Source organism: Pseudomonas sp. 1D4, from assembly GCF_001728925.1.
Lineage (GTDB): Bacteria > Pseudomonadota > Gammaproteobacteria > Pseudomonadales > Pseudomonadaceae > Metapseudomonas > Metapseudomonas otitidis.
Genome location: NZ_LXJQ01000049.1, coordinates 34,693 through 47,287 on the forward strand (window position 1 = coordinate 34,693; position 12,595 = coordinate 47,287).

At 68.2% G+C, this 12,595-nt stretch carries 11 protein-coding genes and 1 pseudogene; 5 read left to right on the forward strand and 7 right to left on the reverse strand.

Annotated features, from left to right (window positions below):
- Positions 1-3: 3 nt before the first annotated feature.
- The 6 genes and pseudogenes from A7D27_RS21390 to A7D27_RS21415 all read right to left on the reverse strand — a co-directional run bounded on the left by A7D27_RS21390 (position 4) and on the right by A7D27_RS21415 (position 8,528).
- Positions 4-816: a fumarylacetoacetate hydrolase family protein gene (locus tag A7D27_RS21390; RefSeq protein ID WP_069566022.1), complete on the reverse strand. Its 813-nt coding sequence runs from the start codon at positions 814-816 to the stop codon at positions 4-6.
- A gap of 14 nt (positions 817-830) precedes the next feature.
- Positions 831-2,297 (reverse strand): 2-hydroxymuconic semialdehyde dehydrogenase, encoded by a 1,467-nt coding sequence (locus A7D27_RS21395; protein WP_069566023.1) that lies wholly within the window; start codon positions 2,295-2,297, stop codon positions 831-833.
- Positions 2,298-2,383: 86 nt separating this feature from the next.
- Entirely contained in the window at positions 2,384-3,361 is a 978-nt protein-coding gene (locus A7D27_RS21400; RefSeq protein WP_069566024.1) for a LysR substrate-binding domain-containing protein, read from the reverse strand.
- Positions 3,362-3,449: 88 nt separating this feature from the next.
- A pseudogene (locus tag A7D27_RS21405) lies at positions 3,450-3,793 on the reverse strand (LLM class flavin-dependent oxidoreductase); the annotation flags it as partial.
- Positions 3,794-4,088: 295 nt separating this feature from the next.
- On the reverse strand, positions 4,089-8,063 hold the full coding sequence (gene putA / locus A7D27_RS21410; RefSeq protein ID WP_069561263.1) for a trifunctional transcriptional regulator/proline dehydrogenase/L-glutamate gamma-semialdehyde dehydrogenase: 3,975 nt from the start codon (positions 8,061-8,063) through the stop codon (positions 4,089-4,091).
- A 216-nt stretch (positions 8,064-8,279) separates the two neighbouring features.
- Entirely contained in the window at positions 8,280-8,528 is a 249-nt protein-coding gene (locus A7D27_RS21415; RefSeq protein WP_044412700.1) for a DUF3820 family protein, read from the reverse strand.
- Between the two features lie 147 nt (positions 8,529-8,675).
- Here A7D27_RS21415 and A7D27_RS21420 point away from each other — a divergent pair, with 147 nt between their 5' ends.
- The gene (locus A7D27_RS21420) at positions 8,676-9,554 is read left to right on the forward strand and encodes a DMT family transporter (RefSeq protein ID WP_069566026.1); all 879 of its coding nucleotides are present in this window, start codon (positions 8,676-8,678) and stop codon (positions 9,552-9,554) included.
- Here A7D27_RS21420 and A7D27_RS21425 read toward each other — a convergent pair.
- Positions 9,529-9,885 carry a hypothetical protein gene (locus A7D27_RS21425; RefSeq protein ID WP_044412697.1) on the reverse strand — a complete coding sequence of 119 codons (357 nt, stop codon included), beginning with the start codon at positions 9,883-9,885 and terminating at the stop codon, positions 9,529-9,531. The genes A7D27_RS21420 and A7D27_RS21425 overlap by 26 nt on opposite strands.
- A gap of 308 nt (positions 9,886-10,193) precedes the next feature.
- On the opposite strand from A7D27_RS21425, the gene A7D27_RS21430 reads away from it, so the two are divergent.
- The 4 genes from A7D27_RS21430 to A7D27_RS21445 form a co-directional block, all read left to right on the forward strand.
- On the forward strand, positions 10,194-10,880 hold the full coding sequence (locus tag A7D27_RS21430; protein WP_069561260.1) for an endonuclease: 687 nt from the start codon (positions 10,194-10,196) through the stop codon (positions 10,878-10,880).
- A gap of 174 nt (positions 10,881-11,054) precedes the next feature.
- Positions 11,055-11,546: a GNAT family N-acetyltransferase gene (locus A7D27_RS21435; RefSeq protein ID WP_069566027.1), complete on the forward strand. Its 492-nt coding sequence runs from the start codon at positions 11,055-11,057 to the stop codon at positions 11,544-11,546.
- A 166-nt stretch (positions 11,547-11,712) separates the two neighbouring features.
- Complete coding sequence (locus A7D27_RS21440; RefSeq protein WP_044412685.1) at positions 11,713-12,078, forward strand: cytochrome c5 family protein; 366 nt, start codon at positions 11,713-11,715, stop codon at positions 12,076-12,078.
- 76 nt (positions 12,079-12,154) lie between these two features.
- Positions 12,155-12,595 (forward strand): FAD-binding protein (locus tag A7D27_RS21445; protein ID WP_170832316.1); only part of this gene is annotated, 441 nt, incomplete at its 3' end.

Below are 12,595 nucleotides of genomic sequence, written 5' to 3' on the forward strand. Positions count from 1 at the left end.
CCCTCAGTCCTGGCGGGCGAAGGCGGCGCTGACGCTGCCCAGGCCCTGGATATGGGCGGTGAACACATCCCCCGGCCGGGCCGTGACCATGGGGCCCAGGGCGCCGGTGAGCAGGATGTCGCCGGCGCGCAGGGGCTCGCCCAGGCGGGCCATGGTGTCGGCCAGCCAGACGGCCGCATTGAGCGGGTTGTCCAGGCAGGCGGCTCCCGCGCCCACGGAAACCGGCTCGCCGCGCAGGGTCATGTTCATGCCGCAGCGCACCAGGTCGAGCTGCCCCAGCCTGACCGGCCGGGTGCCGAGCACGAACAGGCCGGAGGAGGCGTTGTCGGCAATGGTGTCCACCAGGCGGATGTCCCAGTTGGCGATGCGGCTGCCGACCACCTCGATGGCCGGCAGGGCGAACGCGGTGGCGCGGATCAGGTCGGCGACGGTGTGGCGTTCGTGGGGCAGGTCGTGCTCCAGGACCAGGGCAATCTCCGCCTCGACCTTGGGTTGCCGGGTGTCGCTCCAGGCAATGGGCTGGCCGTCGCCGCGCGCGTGGTCGGCGAACAGCAGGCCGAAATCCGGCTGGTCCACCCCCAGTTGCTGCTGCACGGCGCGGGAGGTCAGGCCGATCTTGCGGCCCACCGGACGCAGGCCGGCGTCACGGGCTGCCTGGGTGTTGCTGCGCTGGATGGCATAGGCCAGGGCGACCGGGTCCTGCCCGGGGTTTTCGTCCAGGGCGCGGGCGATCAGGTCGCGCACCGGGGCGCAGGGTTGGCCGCTTTGCTCGGCCTGGCGCAGGCGTTCGGCGGCTTCGAGGAGTGCTGGATGCATGGAGTCGCTCCTGCTCAGGGGTTGACGCAGACGGTGGTGGCTTCGGAGTAGAAGTCCAGGGAGTGGCGGCCCCCTTCGCGGCCCAGCCCCGAAAGGCGGGCGCCGCCGAAGGGCGTGCGCAGGTCGCGCAGGAACCAGGTGTTCACCCACACCATGCCTACGCGCAGGCGCCGGGATACCTGATGGGCACGCTTCAGGTCGCGGGTCCAGATGGCGGCGGCAAGGCCGTAGTCGGAGTCGTTGACCCGGGCGATGACCTCGTCGTCGCGGTCGAAGGGGGCGACGTGGCAGACCGGCCCGAAGACTTCCTCGCGCATGCAGCGGGCGTCGTCCGCCAGCCCGGTCCAGATGGTGGGGCGCACGTAGGCACCCTGGTCGCGGTCGTCGCCGAAGTGGGGGATGTCGCCACCGGTCACCACGGTGGCGCCTTCCTGGCGTGCCAGTTCGAAGTAGCCGAGCACCTTGTCGCGGTGCGCGTGGGAGATCAGCGAGCCCATCTTCACGTCGGGCTCGTCGGGGTAACCGATCTTCAGGCCTTCGGCACCGGCTTTCAGCGCGGCGACGAAGCGCTCGAAGATCGGTCGCTCGACATAGACGCGCTCCGAGCACAGGCAGACCTGCCCGCTGTTGGTGAAGCTGGAGCGCAGCACGCCGGCGACGGCGGCCTCGAAGTCGCAATCGGCAAAGACCACGGCGGCGTTCTTGCCGCCCAGTTCGAAGGAGACTTCGCGCACGCCCTCGGCGGCCGCCTTCATGATGGTGGCGCCGGTACGCGATTCGCCGGTGAAGGTGATGGCGTCCACGCCCGGGTGGCGGGTGAGGAATTCCCCAGCGGAGTTCGGCCCGAAGCCATGTACCAGGTTGAACACCCCCGCCGGCACGCCAGCGGCCTGCATCACTTCCGCCAGCAGTGTGGCGGTGGAGGGGGTGTCTTCCGAGGGCTTGACCACCACCGCGTTGCCGCAGGCCAGCGCCGGCGCCACTTTCCAGGTGAGCAGCAGCATCGGCAGGTTCCACGGCGAGATGATCGCCACCACGCCATGGGGCTTGCGCAGGGTGTAGCTGAAGACGTCTTCGCCCTCGGCGGTGCGCATCTCGTAGTACTCGCCCCCGGTCTGGCGGATCAGCTCGGCGAAGGTGCGGAAGTTCTGCACGCCCCGGGCGATGTCCAGGGTCCGCGCCTGGTGCACCGGGCGACCGGTGTCGGCCACTTCTGCGGCGACGAAGGCGTCGAAGCGCCGCTCGATGCCTTCGGCGATGCGCAGCAGTACGTCAGCCCGCTGGCTGGCGCTGTAGTGGGCCCAGGCACCTTCCTGGGCCGACCGGGCTGCCGCCACGGCGCGGTCCACCAGCTCGGCATCGGCTTCGCAGACCCGGCCGAGCAGGCGGCCGTCGATGGGGGACAGCTTGTCGAAGGTCCGGGGCGTGGTGACGAATTCGCCGTTCACGTAATGGCGAAGCAGGGCGGGGGGATTGGACACAGCGGCCTCCGATTCCAGGGGTTTCGGAGGAGTCTAGGGAGGCGTCCTATAAGCGAATAATGAAGAGATGGTTCTCTGATATTTGTTTATGGAATAGCTGGAGGGTCCGCAGGTGCCGCGCGCTGCAGCGCGCCGGCTTCCTCCAGGCATTGCTGGAACAGGTGCACGGCCGGGCCGAGGTCCCGGTTGCCGGCGCGGAAGTAGCCGATGTCACCGAACTGCAGACGGCGCCCCAGGTCGAGGATGCCCAGCAGCCCGGCTTCGGTGAACTGCCGGGCGGCTTCCAGGGGCATGACGGCGACGGTCTGCTGGTCCTGCATGAGGCTGATGTTGGTGAGGATCGACAGCGACTCCACCACGTTGCCCGGCAGGGGCAGGTCGGTTTCGTGGAACAGGCCATCCACGGTGCGCCGCAGCAGCGAGTCCTGGGTCGGCAGGACCCAGGGGCAGTCCAGCAGTTGGCCGAGCTGTACCGTGGGCTGCCGGAGCAACGGGTGGCGGGCGCCGGCGACGATGGCCAGCTCTTCCCCGTAGAGCACCGTCACGTCCAGTTGGGACGCCTTGCGGTGGGTGCGCCAGTCATCCGGCACGCGCCCGACCACCAGGTCCACTTCACCCACCGTGAGGGCCGGGAAAAGCTGATCCATCTGCCCGACGCGCAGGGAGACGAGCACCTTCGGCGCCCGCTGCTTGAGCAGTTGCAGGGCCTGGGGCAGCAAGGAGCTGGATGCGGAAATCAGTGTGCCGACCACGACGTGGCCCGAGGTGCCTTCCTGGTAGGCGTTGACCTCGTCCGTCAGCGCGCGCAGCTCGGCCAGCAGCGACTTGCCCCGGCGTGCGACCCGCTCGCCCAGGGGCGTGGCGCTGACACCCCGGTTGCTGCGCACCAGCAGGGGTGCACCGAAGTAGGACTCCAGCTCATGGATGATCTTGGTCACCGCCGGCTGGGTGAGGTTGAGCGCCTGCGCCGCACGCAAGAGGGAGCCACTCTGCAGGACCTGGTCGAACGCCACCAGTTGGTAGAACTTCAGCTTCCGGGCGACGGACATGTGGGTGAAATGCATGCCGCGACTTCCTCATCGACGTCTGTCTGGAGGTCGCGAGCTTCTCACGATTGCCCTCGCTCCGGGCAACCGGGGCATTCAGGGAAATGCGGATGTTCTCCAGCTCGAATTCGGAGCGGTCCCTGAACATCTCTTCCGGGCTGGGCGGCAGGATGCCGTTGACCGGGGCTGCTTGTTGCCGAACCAGGCGTCGAAGGTGCGGTAGAAGCGCGAGATGGCAACGGCGTCGGGCTTCCAGCCTTCCGGGTCGCCCATGCTGTGCACATGGGTGTGGCGCAGCACCATCAGTTGCGGGCGCGGTACATCGGGGTTGTTGGCCAGGGCAGCTTCGAACGTGTTCTTCAGGTCCACCATTTCCTCGTCACCCTTCATCAGCGGGGTGACCATCAGGTTGCAGCCGTTCTTCACCGCGAAGTTGTGGGAGTCCGGGTCGCCGCCGACAGCGGCCAGCGCCAGGCTCACAACCTCACCGACCTTGGCAACGAGCTGAACCAACGGGTGCGGTGCTTCCGTACCTGATCGGCTGCAGCGGCAGCGGCGAACCCGGTAAGGGCTGCCGGAACGCCAGGCAAAAAAAGAGCGACGCTTGTGGCGTCGCTCTCGTGCCCTGGGGGCGGGTGGCGGGACGGGCCGCCGACTGGGAAGGTGCCCGGCGCAAGGCCGGGAACCAGGCGGCCCGGCTTCTTGTGGAAGCGCGGGCCGTTGGGCCGCGAGGCGGCCCGGGGCGTCAGCCGATGGTCATCAGGCTGGCGTTGCCGCCGGCGGCGGCAGTGTTGACGCTGAGGGAGCGTTCGATCAGCAGGCGCTCCAGCGGTACGGCGGTTTCCCCACGGGACAGGCCCTGGACGCCGATGATCGCGCCCTTGCGGGCGGCGACCTGCTGGCAGATCTCGCGCAGCTGATCGGAATCACCGTGGTGCAGCACGGCGTCGAACGCCACGTCCTCGCTCTTCCAATCGGCGACCAACTGGATGCGCGACTGAACCGCCTTCGGCAGTTTGGTGCGCAGGGCCTTGGTCACTTCGCCGTCCTGCCAGACCACGCGGTTGCCCACCGACAGCGCGCCCGCCAGTTGGACCAGCAGATCGGCTTCGTCGTCGGCCAGGCCCAGCACGTTCTCGCGGGGCAGCAGCAGGTAGGTGTTGCGCTCGCCGGTCGGGCCGGGGAGGGTGCGGCTCAGGCCGCTCTGGGACAGCTCGGCGAAGCGGTCGCAGAGGCTGGCCAGTTCGCCACGGCCTTCCTTCGCGGCCCACTCCTTGAGAGCGGCCAGCGGTTTGCCCTGGCGCTCTTCCTGGAGCGTGCGCAGACCGGCGTCGGCCTGTTGCTCGTCGAGGCGCTGGAAGGTGCGGGTGACCGCATCCTCCGGGCGGGTGGCGAGCAGGCGGTACATGTACAGCGGGCCGCCGGCTTTCGGGCCGGTGCCGGAGAGGCCTTCACCGCCGAAGGGCTGCACGCCGACCACGGCACCGACCATGTTGCGGTTGACGTAGAGGTTGCCGGCGTGGGCCTTGTCCACCACCTTGGCGATGGTTTCGTCGATGCGGGTGTGCACGCCCAGGGTCAGGCCGTAGCCGGTGGCATTGATCTGGTCCAGCAGTTGGTCCAGGTTCTCGCGCTTGTAGCGCAGCACGTGCAGCACCGGGCCGAACACTTCGCGCTCCAGCTCGTCCAGGCCTTCCAGTTCGATCAGGGTCGGCATGACGAAGGTGCCGCGGCTCATCACGTCGCCTTCGGTGCGGGCGACCTGGTAGACGTGGCGGCCTTTCTTGCGCATGGCTTCGATGTGGCGGTCGATACCGGCCTTGGCTTCGGCGTCGATCACCGGGCCGATGTCGACGATGATGTTGTCCGGGTTGCCCAGGCGGCATTCGGCCATGGCGCCCTTGAGCATCTCCAGTGCGCGGTCGGCCACGTCTTCCTGCAGGCACAGCACGCGCAGGGCGGAGCAGCGCTGGCCGGCGCTGTCGAAGGCGGAGGCGACCACGTCGTTGACCACCTGCTCCAGCAGGGCGGAGGAGTCGACGATCATGGCGTTCTGGCCGCCGGTCTCGGCGATCAGTGGGATCGGGCGACCCTGGGCGTCCAGGCGGCCGGCGACGTTGCGGGCGAGGATGCCGGCGACTTCGGTGGAGCCGGTGAACATCACGCCTTTGACGCGCTCGTCGCTCACCAGGGCGGCGCCCACGGTGTGGCCTTCACCCGGCAGCAGTTGCACGGCGCCTTCGGGGATGCCGGCCTGCAGCAGGATGCGCACGGCCTGGGCAGCCACCAGCGGGGTCTGCTCGGCGGGCTTGGCCAGCACGGTGTTGCCGGCAGCCAGCGCGGCGACCACCTGGCCGGTGAAGATCGCCAGGGGGAAGTTCCACGGGCTGATGCAGACCACCGGGCCCAGCGGGCGGTGGCTGTCGTTGGCGAAGTCGTGGCGGGCCTGGGCGGCGTAGTAGCGCAGGAAGTCCACGGCCTCGCGCACTTCGGCGATGGCGTTGGCGAAGGTCTTGCCGGCCTCGCGGCAGAGCAGGCCCATCAGCGGCTGGATCTCGGCTTCCATCAGGTCGGCTGCGCGGTCCAGGGCGGCGGCGCGCTCCACCGGCGGGGTGGCCTGCCAGATGGGGGCGGCGGTCAGCGAGGCGAGCACGGCGTTGCCGACGTCTTCGAGGCTGGCGTTCTGCACATAGCCGACGACGTCGCGGTGGTCGGCCGGGTTGAGCACCGGCAGGCTCTCGCCTTCGGAGACCGGGCAGCCGAGCATCGGGCGGGCGCGCCAGTCGGCGTGGCCGCTGCCCAGCAGGGCGCTGGAGAGGGAGCCCAGGCGGTGCTCGTTGGCCAGGTCGATGCCGCTGGAGTTCACCCGGCCGCTGCCGTACAGGTCACGGGGCAGGGGAATGCGCGGGTGCGGTTTGCCGAGGGTGCCTTCGGCAGCAGCCATGGCTTCGATGCTGGCGACCGGGTCTTCCACCAGTTGCTTGATGGAGATGGAGCTGTCGGCGATGCGGTTGACGAACGAGGTGTTGGCGCCGTTTTCCAGCAGGCGACGCACCAGGTAGGCCAGCAGCGTTTCGTGGGTGCCCACCGGGGCGTAGATGCGGCAGGGGCGGTTCAGCTTGCCGTCGGCGATCTTGCCCACCACCTGCTCGTACAGCGGTTCGCCCATGCCGTGCAGGCACTGGAACTCGTACTGGCCCGGGTAATAGTTCTGCCCGGCGATGTGGTAGATGGCCGAGAGGGTGTGGGCGTTGTGGGTGGCGAACTGCGGGTAGATGGCGTCCGGTACGGCCAGCAGCTTGCGGGCGCAGGCCACGTAGGACACGTCGGTGTAGACCTTGCGGGTGTACACCGGGAAGCCTTCCAGGCCGTCGACCTGGGCGCGCTTGATCTCGCTGTCCCAGTAGGCGCCCTTGACCAGGCGGATCATCAGGCGGTGGCGGCTGCGGCGGGCCAGGTCGATGACGTAGTCGATCACATACGGGCAGCGCTTCTGGTACGCCTGGATGACGAAGCCGATACCGTTCCAGCCTTTCAGGCCCGGCTCGAAGCACATGCGTTCCAGCAGGTCGAGGGAGATTTCCAGGCGGTCGGCTTCCTCGGCGTCGATGTTCAGGCCGATGTCGTACTGCTTGGCCAGCAGGGTCAGGGCCAGCACGCGCGGGTACAGCTCGTCCATCACGCGCTCGTACTGGGCGCGGCTGTAGCGCGGGTGCAGGGCGGAGAGCTTGATGGAGATGCCCGGACCTTCGTAGATGCCGCGACCGTGGGAGGCCTTGCCGATGGAGTGGATGGCCTGCTCGTAGGAGGCGTAGTAGCGCTGGGCGTCCTCTTCGGTCAGCGCGGCTTCGCCGAGCATGTCGTAGGAGTAGCGGAAGCCCTTGGATTCGAATTTGTTGGCGTTGGCCAGGGCCTCGGCGATGGTTTCGCCGGTGACGAACTGCTCGCCCATCAGGCGCATGGCCATGTCCACGCCCTTGCGGATCAGCGGTTCGCCGCTCTTGCCGATGATGCGGTTCAGCGAGCTGGAGAGGCCGGCCTCGTTGTGGGTGGATACCAGCTTGCCGGTGATCAGCAGGCCCCAGGAGGCGGCGTTGACGAACATCGACGGGCTCTGGCCCAGGTGCTGCTGCCAGTTGCCGTTGCTGATCTTGTCGCGGATCAGGGCGTCACGGGTGCCCTTGTCCGGGATGCGCAGCAGGGCTTCGGCCAGGCACATCAGCGCCACGCCTTCCTGGGAGGACAGGGAGAATTCCTGCAGCAGGCCCTGCACCAGGCCGGCACGGCCGCCGGCGCTCTTCTGGTTGCGCAGCTTCTCGGCGATGCCGTAGGCGAGCTTGTAGGTGGCTTCGGCCATCTCGGCGGGCAGGCGGGCCTGCTCCAGCAGCATGGGCACCACTTCTTCCTCGGGGCGGCGGTAGGCGGCGGTGATCGCGGCGCGCAGGACCGACTGCGGGAGGATGCTCTCGGCGAATTCGAGGAAGGGCTGGTAGACCGGGTCGAGGAGGGCCTCCACCGCTTCACTGTCGCCCTCGGCCAGGCGCGCGGCGATGCTTTGCAGCTCCGGCAGGGTGGTGCCGCTCTCGAGGGTCTCGAGGTAGCTGTAGATCGCTTGCTTGATCAGCCAGTGGGGCGTGCGGTCGATGCGGCGGGCGGCTTCCTTGAGACGCTCGCGGGTCGCCTCATCGAGTTTCACGCCAAGGGTAGTGGTGGTGGCCATTTCTTGTCCTCGTCAGCTGCCGTGGTCGGCACGGCGGATTGCGGCGCCAAGAGTAGCTGTGCCGAAGTCGGGGTGCAACCAGGTGCAACCTTGATGTTTCGCTGTCTCCAGCAAGCCTGGGAAACCCCGCACCGCCTCGGTGCGCGCGGGGTTGCGCGATGCCTTGTGAGGTGCAACCGGTCGTCGGGAAAACGCGGCGAGGGGCGCGTTTCCATACTAGTCCGAGTTGGTTGCACCTGCCTGGGGGCGGCGCCGTTTCTGGCGCAGGGGCTCCAGCAGTGGCTTGAGGCCGTTGTGGTCGATCTCCTGCATCAGGGCCAGCAGGCGGCCGATCTCGCCCTTGGGGAAGCCCTCGCGGGCGAACCAGTTGAGGTAGTGGCCGGGCAGGTCGGCGATCAGGCGGCCCTTGTACTTGCCGTAGGGCATCTCGCGGGTCACCAGCAGCAGGAGGTCTTCGGGGTTCATCGGGCCGGGTGGGGTCGGGGAGGGGCGGCTAGGATAACCCCAGACCGGTCGCGCTGAGTTGAGGTCGGTCGCTCAAGTCGCTATTTTCTGAGCCGCCTCATCATTAGTCTGCTAAACATATCGGCCGCAGACTGCCCGGAACCCCGCATGAGCCCCAGTACCCCATCGATGCGCCGCGAGGAACCCTTGAAGGGCATCCTGCTGATCTGCGTGGCGATCTTCCTGTTCTCCAGCCACGACGCCATCTCCAAATACCTGTCGGCTTTTTACCCGATCATCATGGTGGTGTGGGTGCGCTACCTGGTGCACACGCTGCTGATGGCCGGCTACCTGCTGCCGCAGCAGGGCTTGCGGGTGCTGCGGGCGAAGCGCCCCGGGCTGCAGGTGGCGCGGGCGTTGTGCCTGATCGGGGTGAGCCTGCTGTTCACCACGGGGCTGCGTTACATCCCCCTGGCGGAGGCGACCTCGGTGATCTTCCTGGCGCCGCTGCTGGTCACGGCGTTGTCGGTGCCGCTGCTGAAGGAGCGCGTCACCCGTGGGCAGTGGGTGGCAGTCCTGCTGGGACTGGGTGGGGTGTTGCTGATCGTGCGGCCGGGGGGCGCGCTGTTCACCCCGGCGGTGCTCCTGCCGGTCTCGGCGGCGGTGTGCTTCGCCTTCTACCAGTTGCTGACGCGCATCCTCTCGCGCTACGACAGCCCGGCCACCAGCAACTTCATCACCGGCCTCACCAACACCCTGATCATGAGCACCCTGGTGCCGTTCTTCTGGAGCCTGCCCACCACCCCCGGCCACGGCCTGCTGATGCTGGCACTGGGCGCCTGCGGCATGGGCGGGCACATGCTGCTGACCCAGGCGTTCCGGTATGCCTCGCCGGCCTTGCTGGCACCGTTCAGCTACGGGCAGATCGTCTTCGCCGGGCTGCTCGGCTACCTGCTCTTTGACCACGCGCCGGATGCCATCGGCGTGGTCGGCATCGCCATCATCGTCGGCAGCGGCCTGTTCACGGCGTACGCCCAGCGGCGCTGAGCTCGTCGGCGGTGCGTGCCAGGGAGCGGCAGGCCTGGGCGTTTTCCACGTAGTCCTTCAGCCAGCGCAGCACCTCCACCGGCTCCCAGCGGGTCGGGTCGAACAGGGCATACACCAGTCCCTGGTAGCCCACCACGTCCAGCGGCCGGTGGTAGCCCGCCCGCTGGAACAGCGCCTCGATCTCTGCCAGGCAGGTGTTGAAGTGCACCCGGGTGAAGGGCGTCTTGCCGTCGGTCACCAGCCCCTCCAGCAGCAGCTCGTCCACCGCCTCGCGTACCTCGGACACCGCCATGCGGTTGACCGTGTACTTCAACTGCATCACGTCGACCATCCCTGTTCTCCTCATCAGTGCAGGCACCGCGCCCCGTGGCGGCTTCCAGCCGGCCGGCGTGGTGCAGGGTTGTCCGGACCGCCGGCAACGCGCAGCGGCAGCGGGTGTTTCCGGGAACGGATCATCCCAGGGTTTTGTGACAGCGGTTTTGGCAAGGGCATGGGGGCTGAAGGCATCATCAGACGATTCTCATTGAATACTGTATGAATATACATATAATCGTTGAACTCATCCCCTGGCAACAAAACTCCGATGAAGAGCCGCTGTCAGTGAGTGCCTCTCCACGCTGTACGGGAATCCCCTGATCCATGATCCGTTTCGTCCTGCTGCTCTCCCTCCTGCTGGCCGGTACCGCCCAGGCCGCCGCGCCGCGCACCTTCCAGGAAGCCAAGAAAGCCGCCTGGAAGCTCTACGCTTCCCACCCCGTCGAGTTCTATTGCGGCTGTCGCTACAGCGGCAACAAGGTGGACCTCAAGAGCTGCGGCTATGTCCCGCGGACCAATGCCAAGCGCGCCAGCCGCATCGAGTGGGAGCACATCGTTCCGGCCTGGGTCATCGGCCACCAGCGCAAGTGCTGGCAGAACGGCGGCCGCGAGAACTGTGCCCGACACGACGATGCCTACCGCCGGGCCGAAGCCGACCTGCACAACCTGGTGCCGAGCATCGGCGAGGTGAACGGCGACCGCAGCAACTACAGCTTCGGCTGGCTGCCCCAGGCGCCCAGCCAGTACGGCGCCTGCCCGATGGTGGTGGACTTCAAGGCGCGCAAGGCCATGCCGCGCCAGCAGATCCGCGGGATGATCGCGCGCACCTACTTCTACATGAGCGAGCGCTACGGCCTGCGTCTGTCCAGGCAGGACCGCCAGCTCTACACCGCCTGGAACAAGCAGTATCCGGTGGAAGCCTGGGAGCGGAACCGCAACCAGCGCGTGGCCTGCGTGATGGGGCACGGCAACCATTTCGTGGGGGCGGTGAACTTGAAGGCGTGCAAGTGAGGGAGGCGGCTTTGCTGTGGGGAAGCTGCCGATCCTGATCGGGGCGGTGTAGGGGCGACCTCAGTCGCCCCTACCTGGCAGCACGACGCTGTATGCCGCTTTTCCCAGGGATCTGTGCCTATCGGCCGCCCTGTGGCGCGACCTAGCATCGGCCATCAATGAGGGGGTGGCGTGATGGACGAGATTCCCGGTGGTATTGAGTTTTCCGGTTTGCAGGTGCGGCGGCTGGTACCGGACGACCTGGAGCTGATCTGCAGGCACCGCGAGGCGATGTTCCTCGAAGCCGGAGGTGATCCGGCTGCGCTGCGGGTGATGACCGAGCACTTGTGCCCCTGGCTGCGGGTGCGCCTGGAGGACGGCCGCTATTACGGCTTCATGGCGATGGACGAGGGCAGTCCGGCGGCCGGCATCGGCCTGATGAGCATCGACTGGCCACCGCACCCGGCCCACCCGACCCAGGACCAGCGCGGCTACGTGCTCAACGTGTACGTCGAGCCGGCCTACCGGCGTCGGGGGCTGGCGACGGCGCTGATGAAGCTGGCGGAAGCCGAGTTCGCCCGGCGCGGCCTGGGCTTCGCCGTGCTGCACGCCACCGAGGTCGGCCGCCCGGTGTACCAGGCCCTCGGCTGGGCAGCCACCCGCGAGATGACCAAGACCCTCGGCTGAGGCGCCTCCGCACCCTGTGGTTTCCGGCGCGGTCATCGCACTGTCCTGCCATGCCCCCTCGCTGTCCGCCAATGCCCTCAGCGCCCGGAGGCGCCTGGCGTAACGTGGCGCGCTACCCACCACAACAAGCGCCGTGCCGCCTGGCACGGCAGAAGAGGGGAGTGCGATGCCGAAACCCGCGAACCTGCTGATTCCCGCCCTGCTGGCCCTGGCCGGGCTGCTCGGCGGCTGTGGCGAGGAGGCCAAGCCGGCCGCGCCGCAGAACGCCGCCACCCTGGCGCCGGCCGACCCGGCCCTGGCCAAGGTCTACGACACCAGTTGCAAGCTGTGCCACGCCAACCCCGCCTCCGGGGCGCCGCAGAGCGGTGACGCCGCCGCCTGGGCGCCGCGTGTCGCCCAGGGCACCGACAGCCTGCTGGACCACAGCATCAATGGCTTCAAGGGCATGCCGCCGATGGGCATGTGCATGCAGTGCTCGGAAGAACAGTTCCTGGCGCTGATTTCCTTCATGTCCGGTCAGCACCTTGAATAAGGCGTCCTCCATGGCTATGAACCTCACCCGACGCCAACTGCTGCAACGGGCCGGCGTGGTCGGCGCCTTCACTGCGCTGGCCTGCACCCCGGCGCTGGCGGAGCTGGCCCGCGCGCCCCGGCTGATCCCCTGGCGCAACTGGTCCGGCGGGCAGAGCTGCCTGCCCCAGGCACGCCTCGCCCCGCAGAGCCTGGACGAGCTGGTCCAGGTCATCCGCCAGGCCGAAGGCAAGGTCCGCCCGGTGGGCTCGGCCCACTCCTTCAGTGCCCTGGTGCCTACCGACGGCACCCTAGTGTCGCTGGCCTACTTCAACGGCCTTCTCGGCCATGACCCGGCCACCCTGCAGGCGGAGTTCGCCGCCGGCACGCCGATGTCCCTCATGGGGCCGGCGCTGCAGGCGGTCGGCCAGGCGCTGCCGAACATGGCCGACATCGATTACCAGACCCTGGCCGGGGCGATCGCCACCTCGACCCACGGCACCGGGGTCGGTTTCGGCTCCTATTCCTCGCTGGTCACC

What these genes read in the sequence shown, in the direction of transcription:
- A7D27_RS21390 (WP_069566022.1), bottom strand. Translation starts at nt 816, where the DNA reads ATGCATCCAGCACTCCTCGAAGCCGCCGAACGCCTGCGCCAGGCCGAG.
- A7D27_RS21400 (WP_069566024.1), bottom strand. Translation starts at nt 3,361, where the DNA reads ATGCATTTCACCCACATGTCCGTCGCCCGGAAGCTGAAGTTCTACCAA.
- putA (WP_069561263.1), bottom strand. Translation starts at nt 8,063, where the DNA reads ATGGCCACCACCACTACCCTTGGCGTGAAACTCGATGAGGCGACCCGC.
- A7D27_RS21415 (WP_044412700.1), bottom strand. Translation starts at nt 8,528, where the DNA reads ATGAACCCCGAAGACCTCCTGCTGCTGGTGACCCGCGAGATGCCCTAC.
- A7D27_RS21420 (WP_069566026.1), top strand. Translation starts at nt 8,676, where the DNA reads ATGAGCCCCAGTACCCCATCGATGCGCCGCGAGGAACCCTTGAAGGGC.
- A7D27_RS21425 (WP_044412697.1), bottom strand. Translation starts at nt 9,885, where the DNA reads ATGGTCGACGTGATGCAGTTGAAGTACACGGTCAACCGCATGGCGGTG.
- A7D27_RS21430 (WP_069561260.1), top strand. Translation starts at nt 10,194, where the DNA reads ATGATCCGTTTCGTCCTGCTGCTCTCCCTCCTGCTGGCCGGTACCGCC.
- A7D27_RS21435 (WP_069566027.1), top strand. Translation starts at nt 11,055, where the DNA reads ATGGACGAGATTCCCGGTGGTATTGAGTTTTCCGGTTTGCAGGTGCGG.
- A7D27_RS21440 (WP_044412685.1), top strand. Translation starts at nt 11,713, where the DNA reads ATGCCGAAACCCGCGAACCTGCTGATTCCCGCCCTGCTGGCCCTGGCC.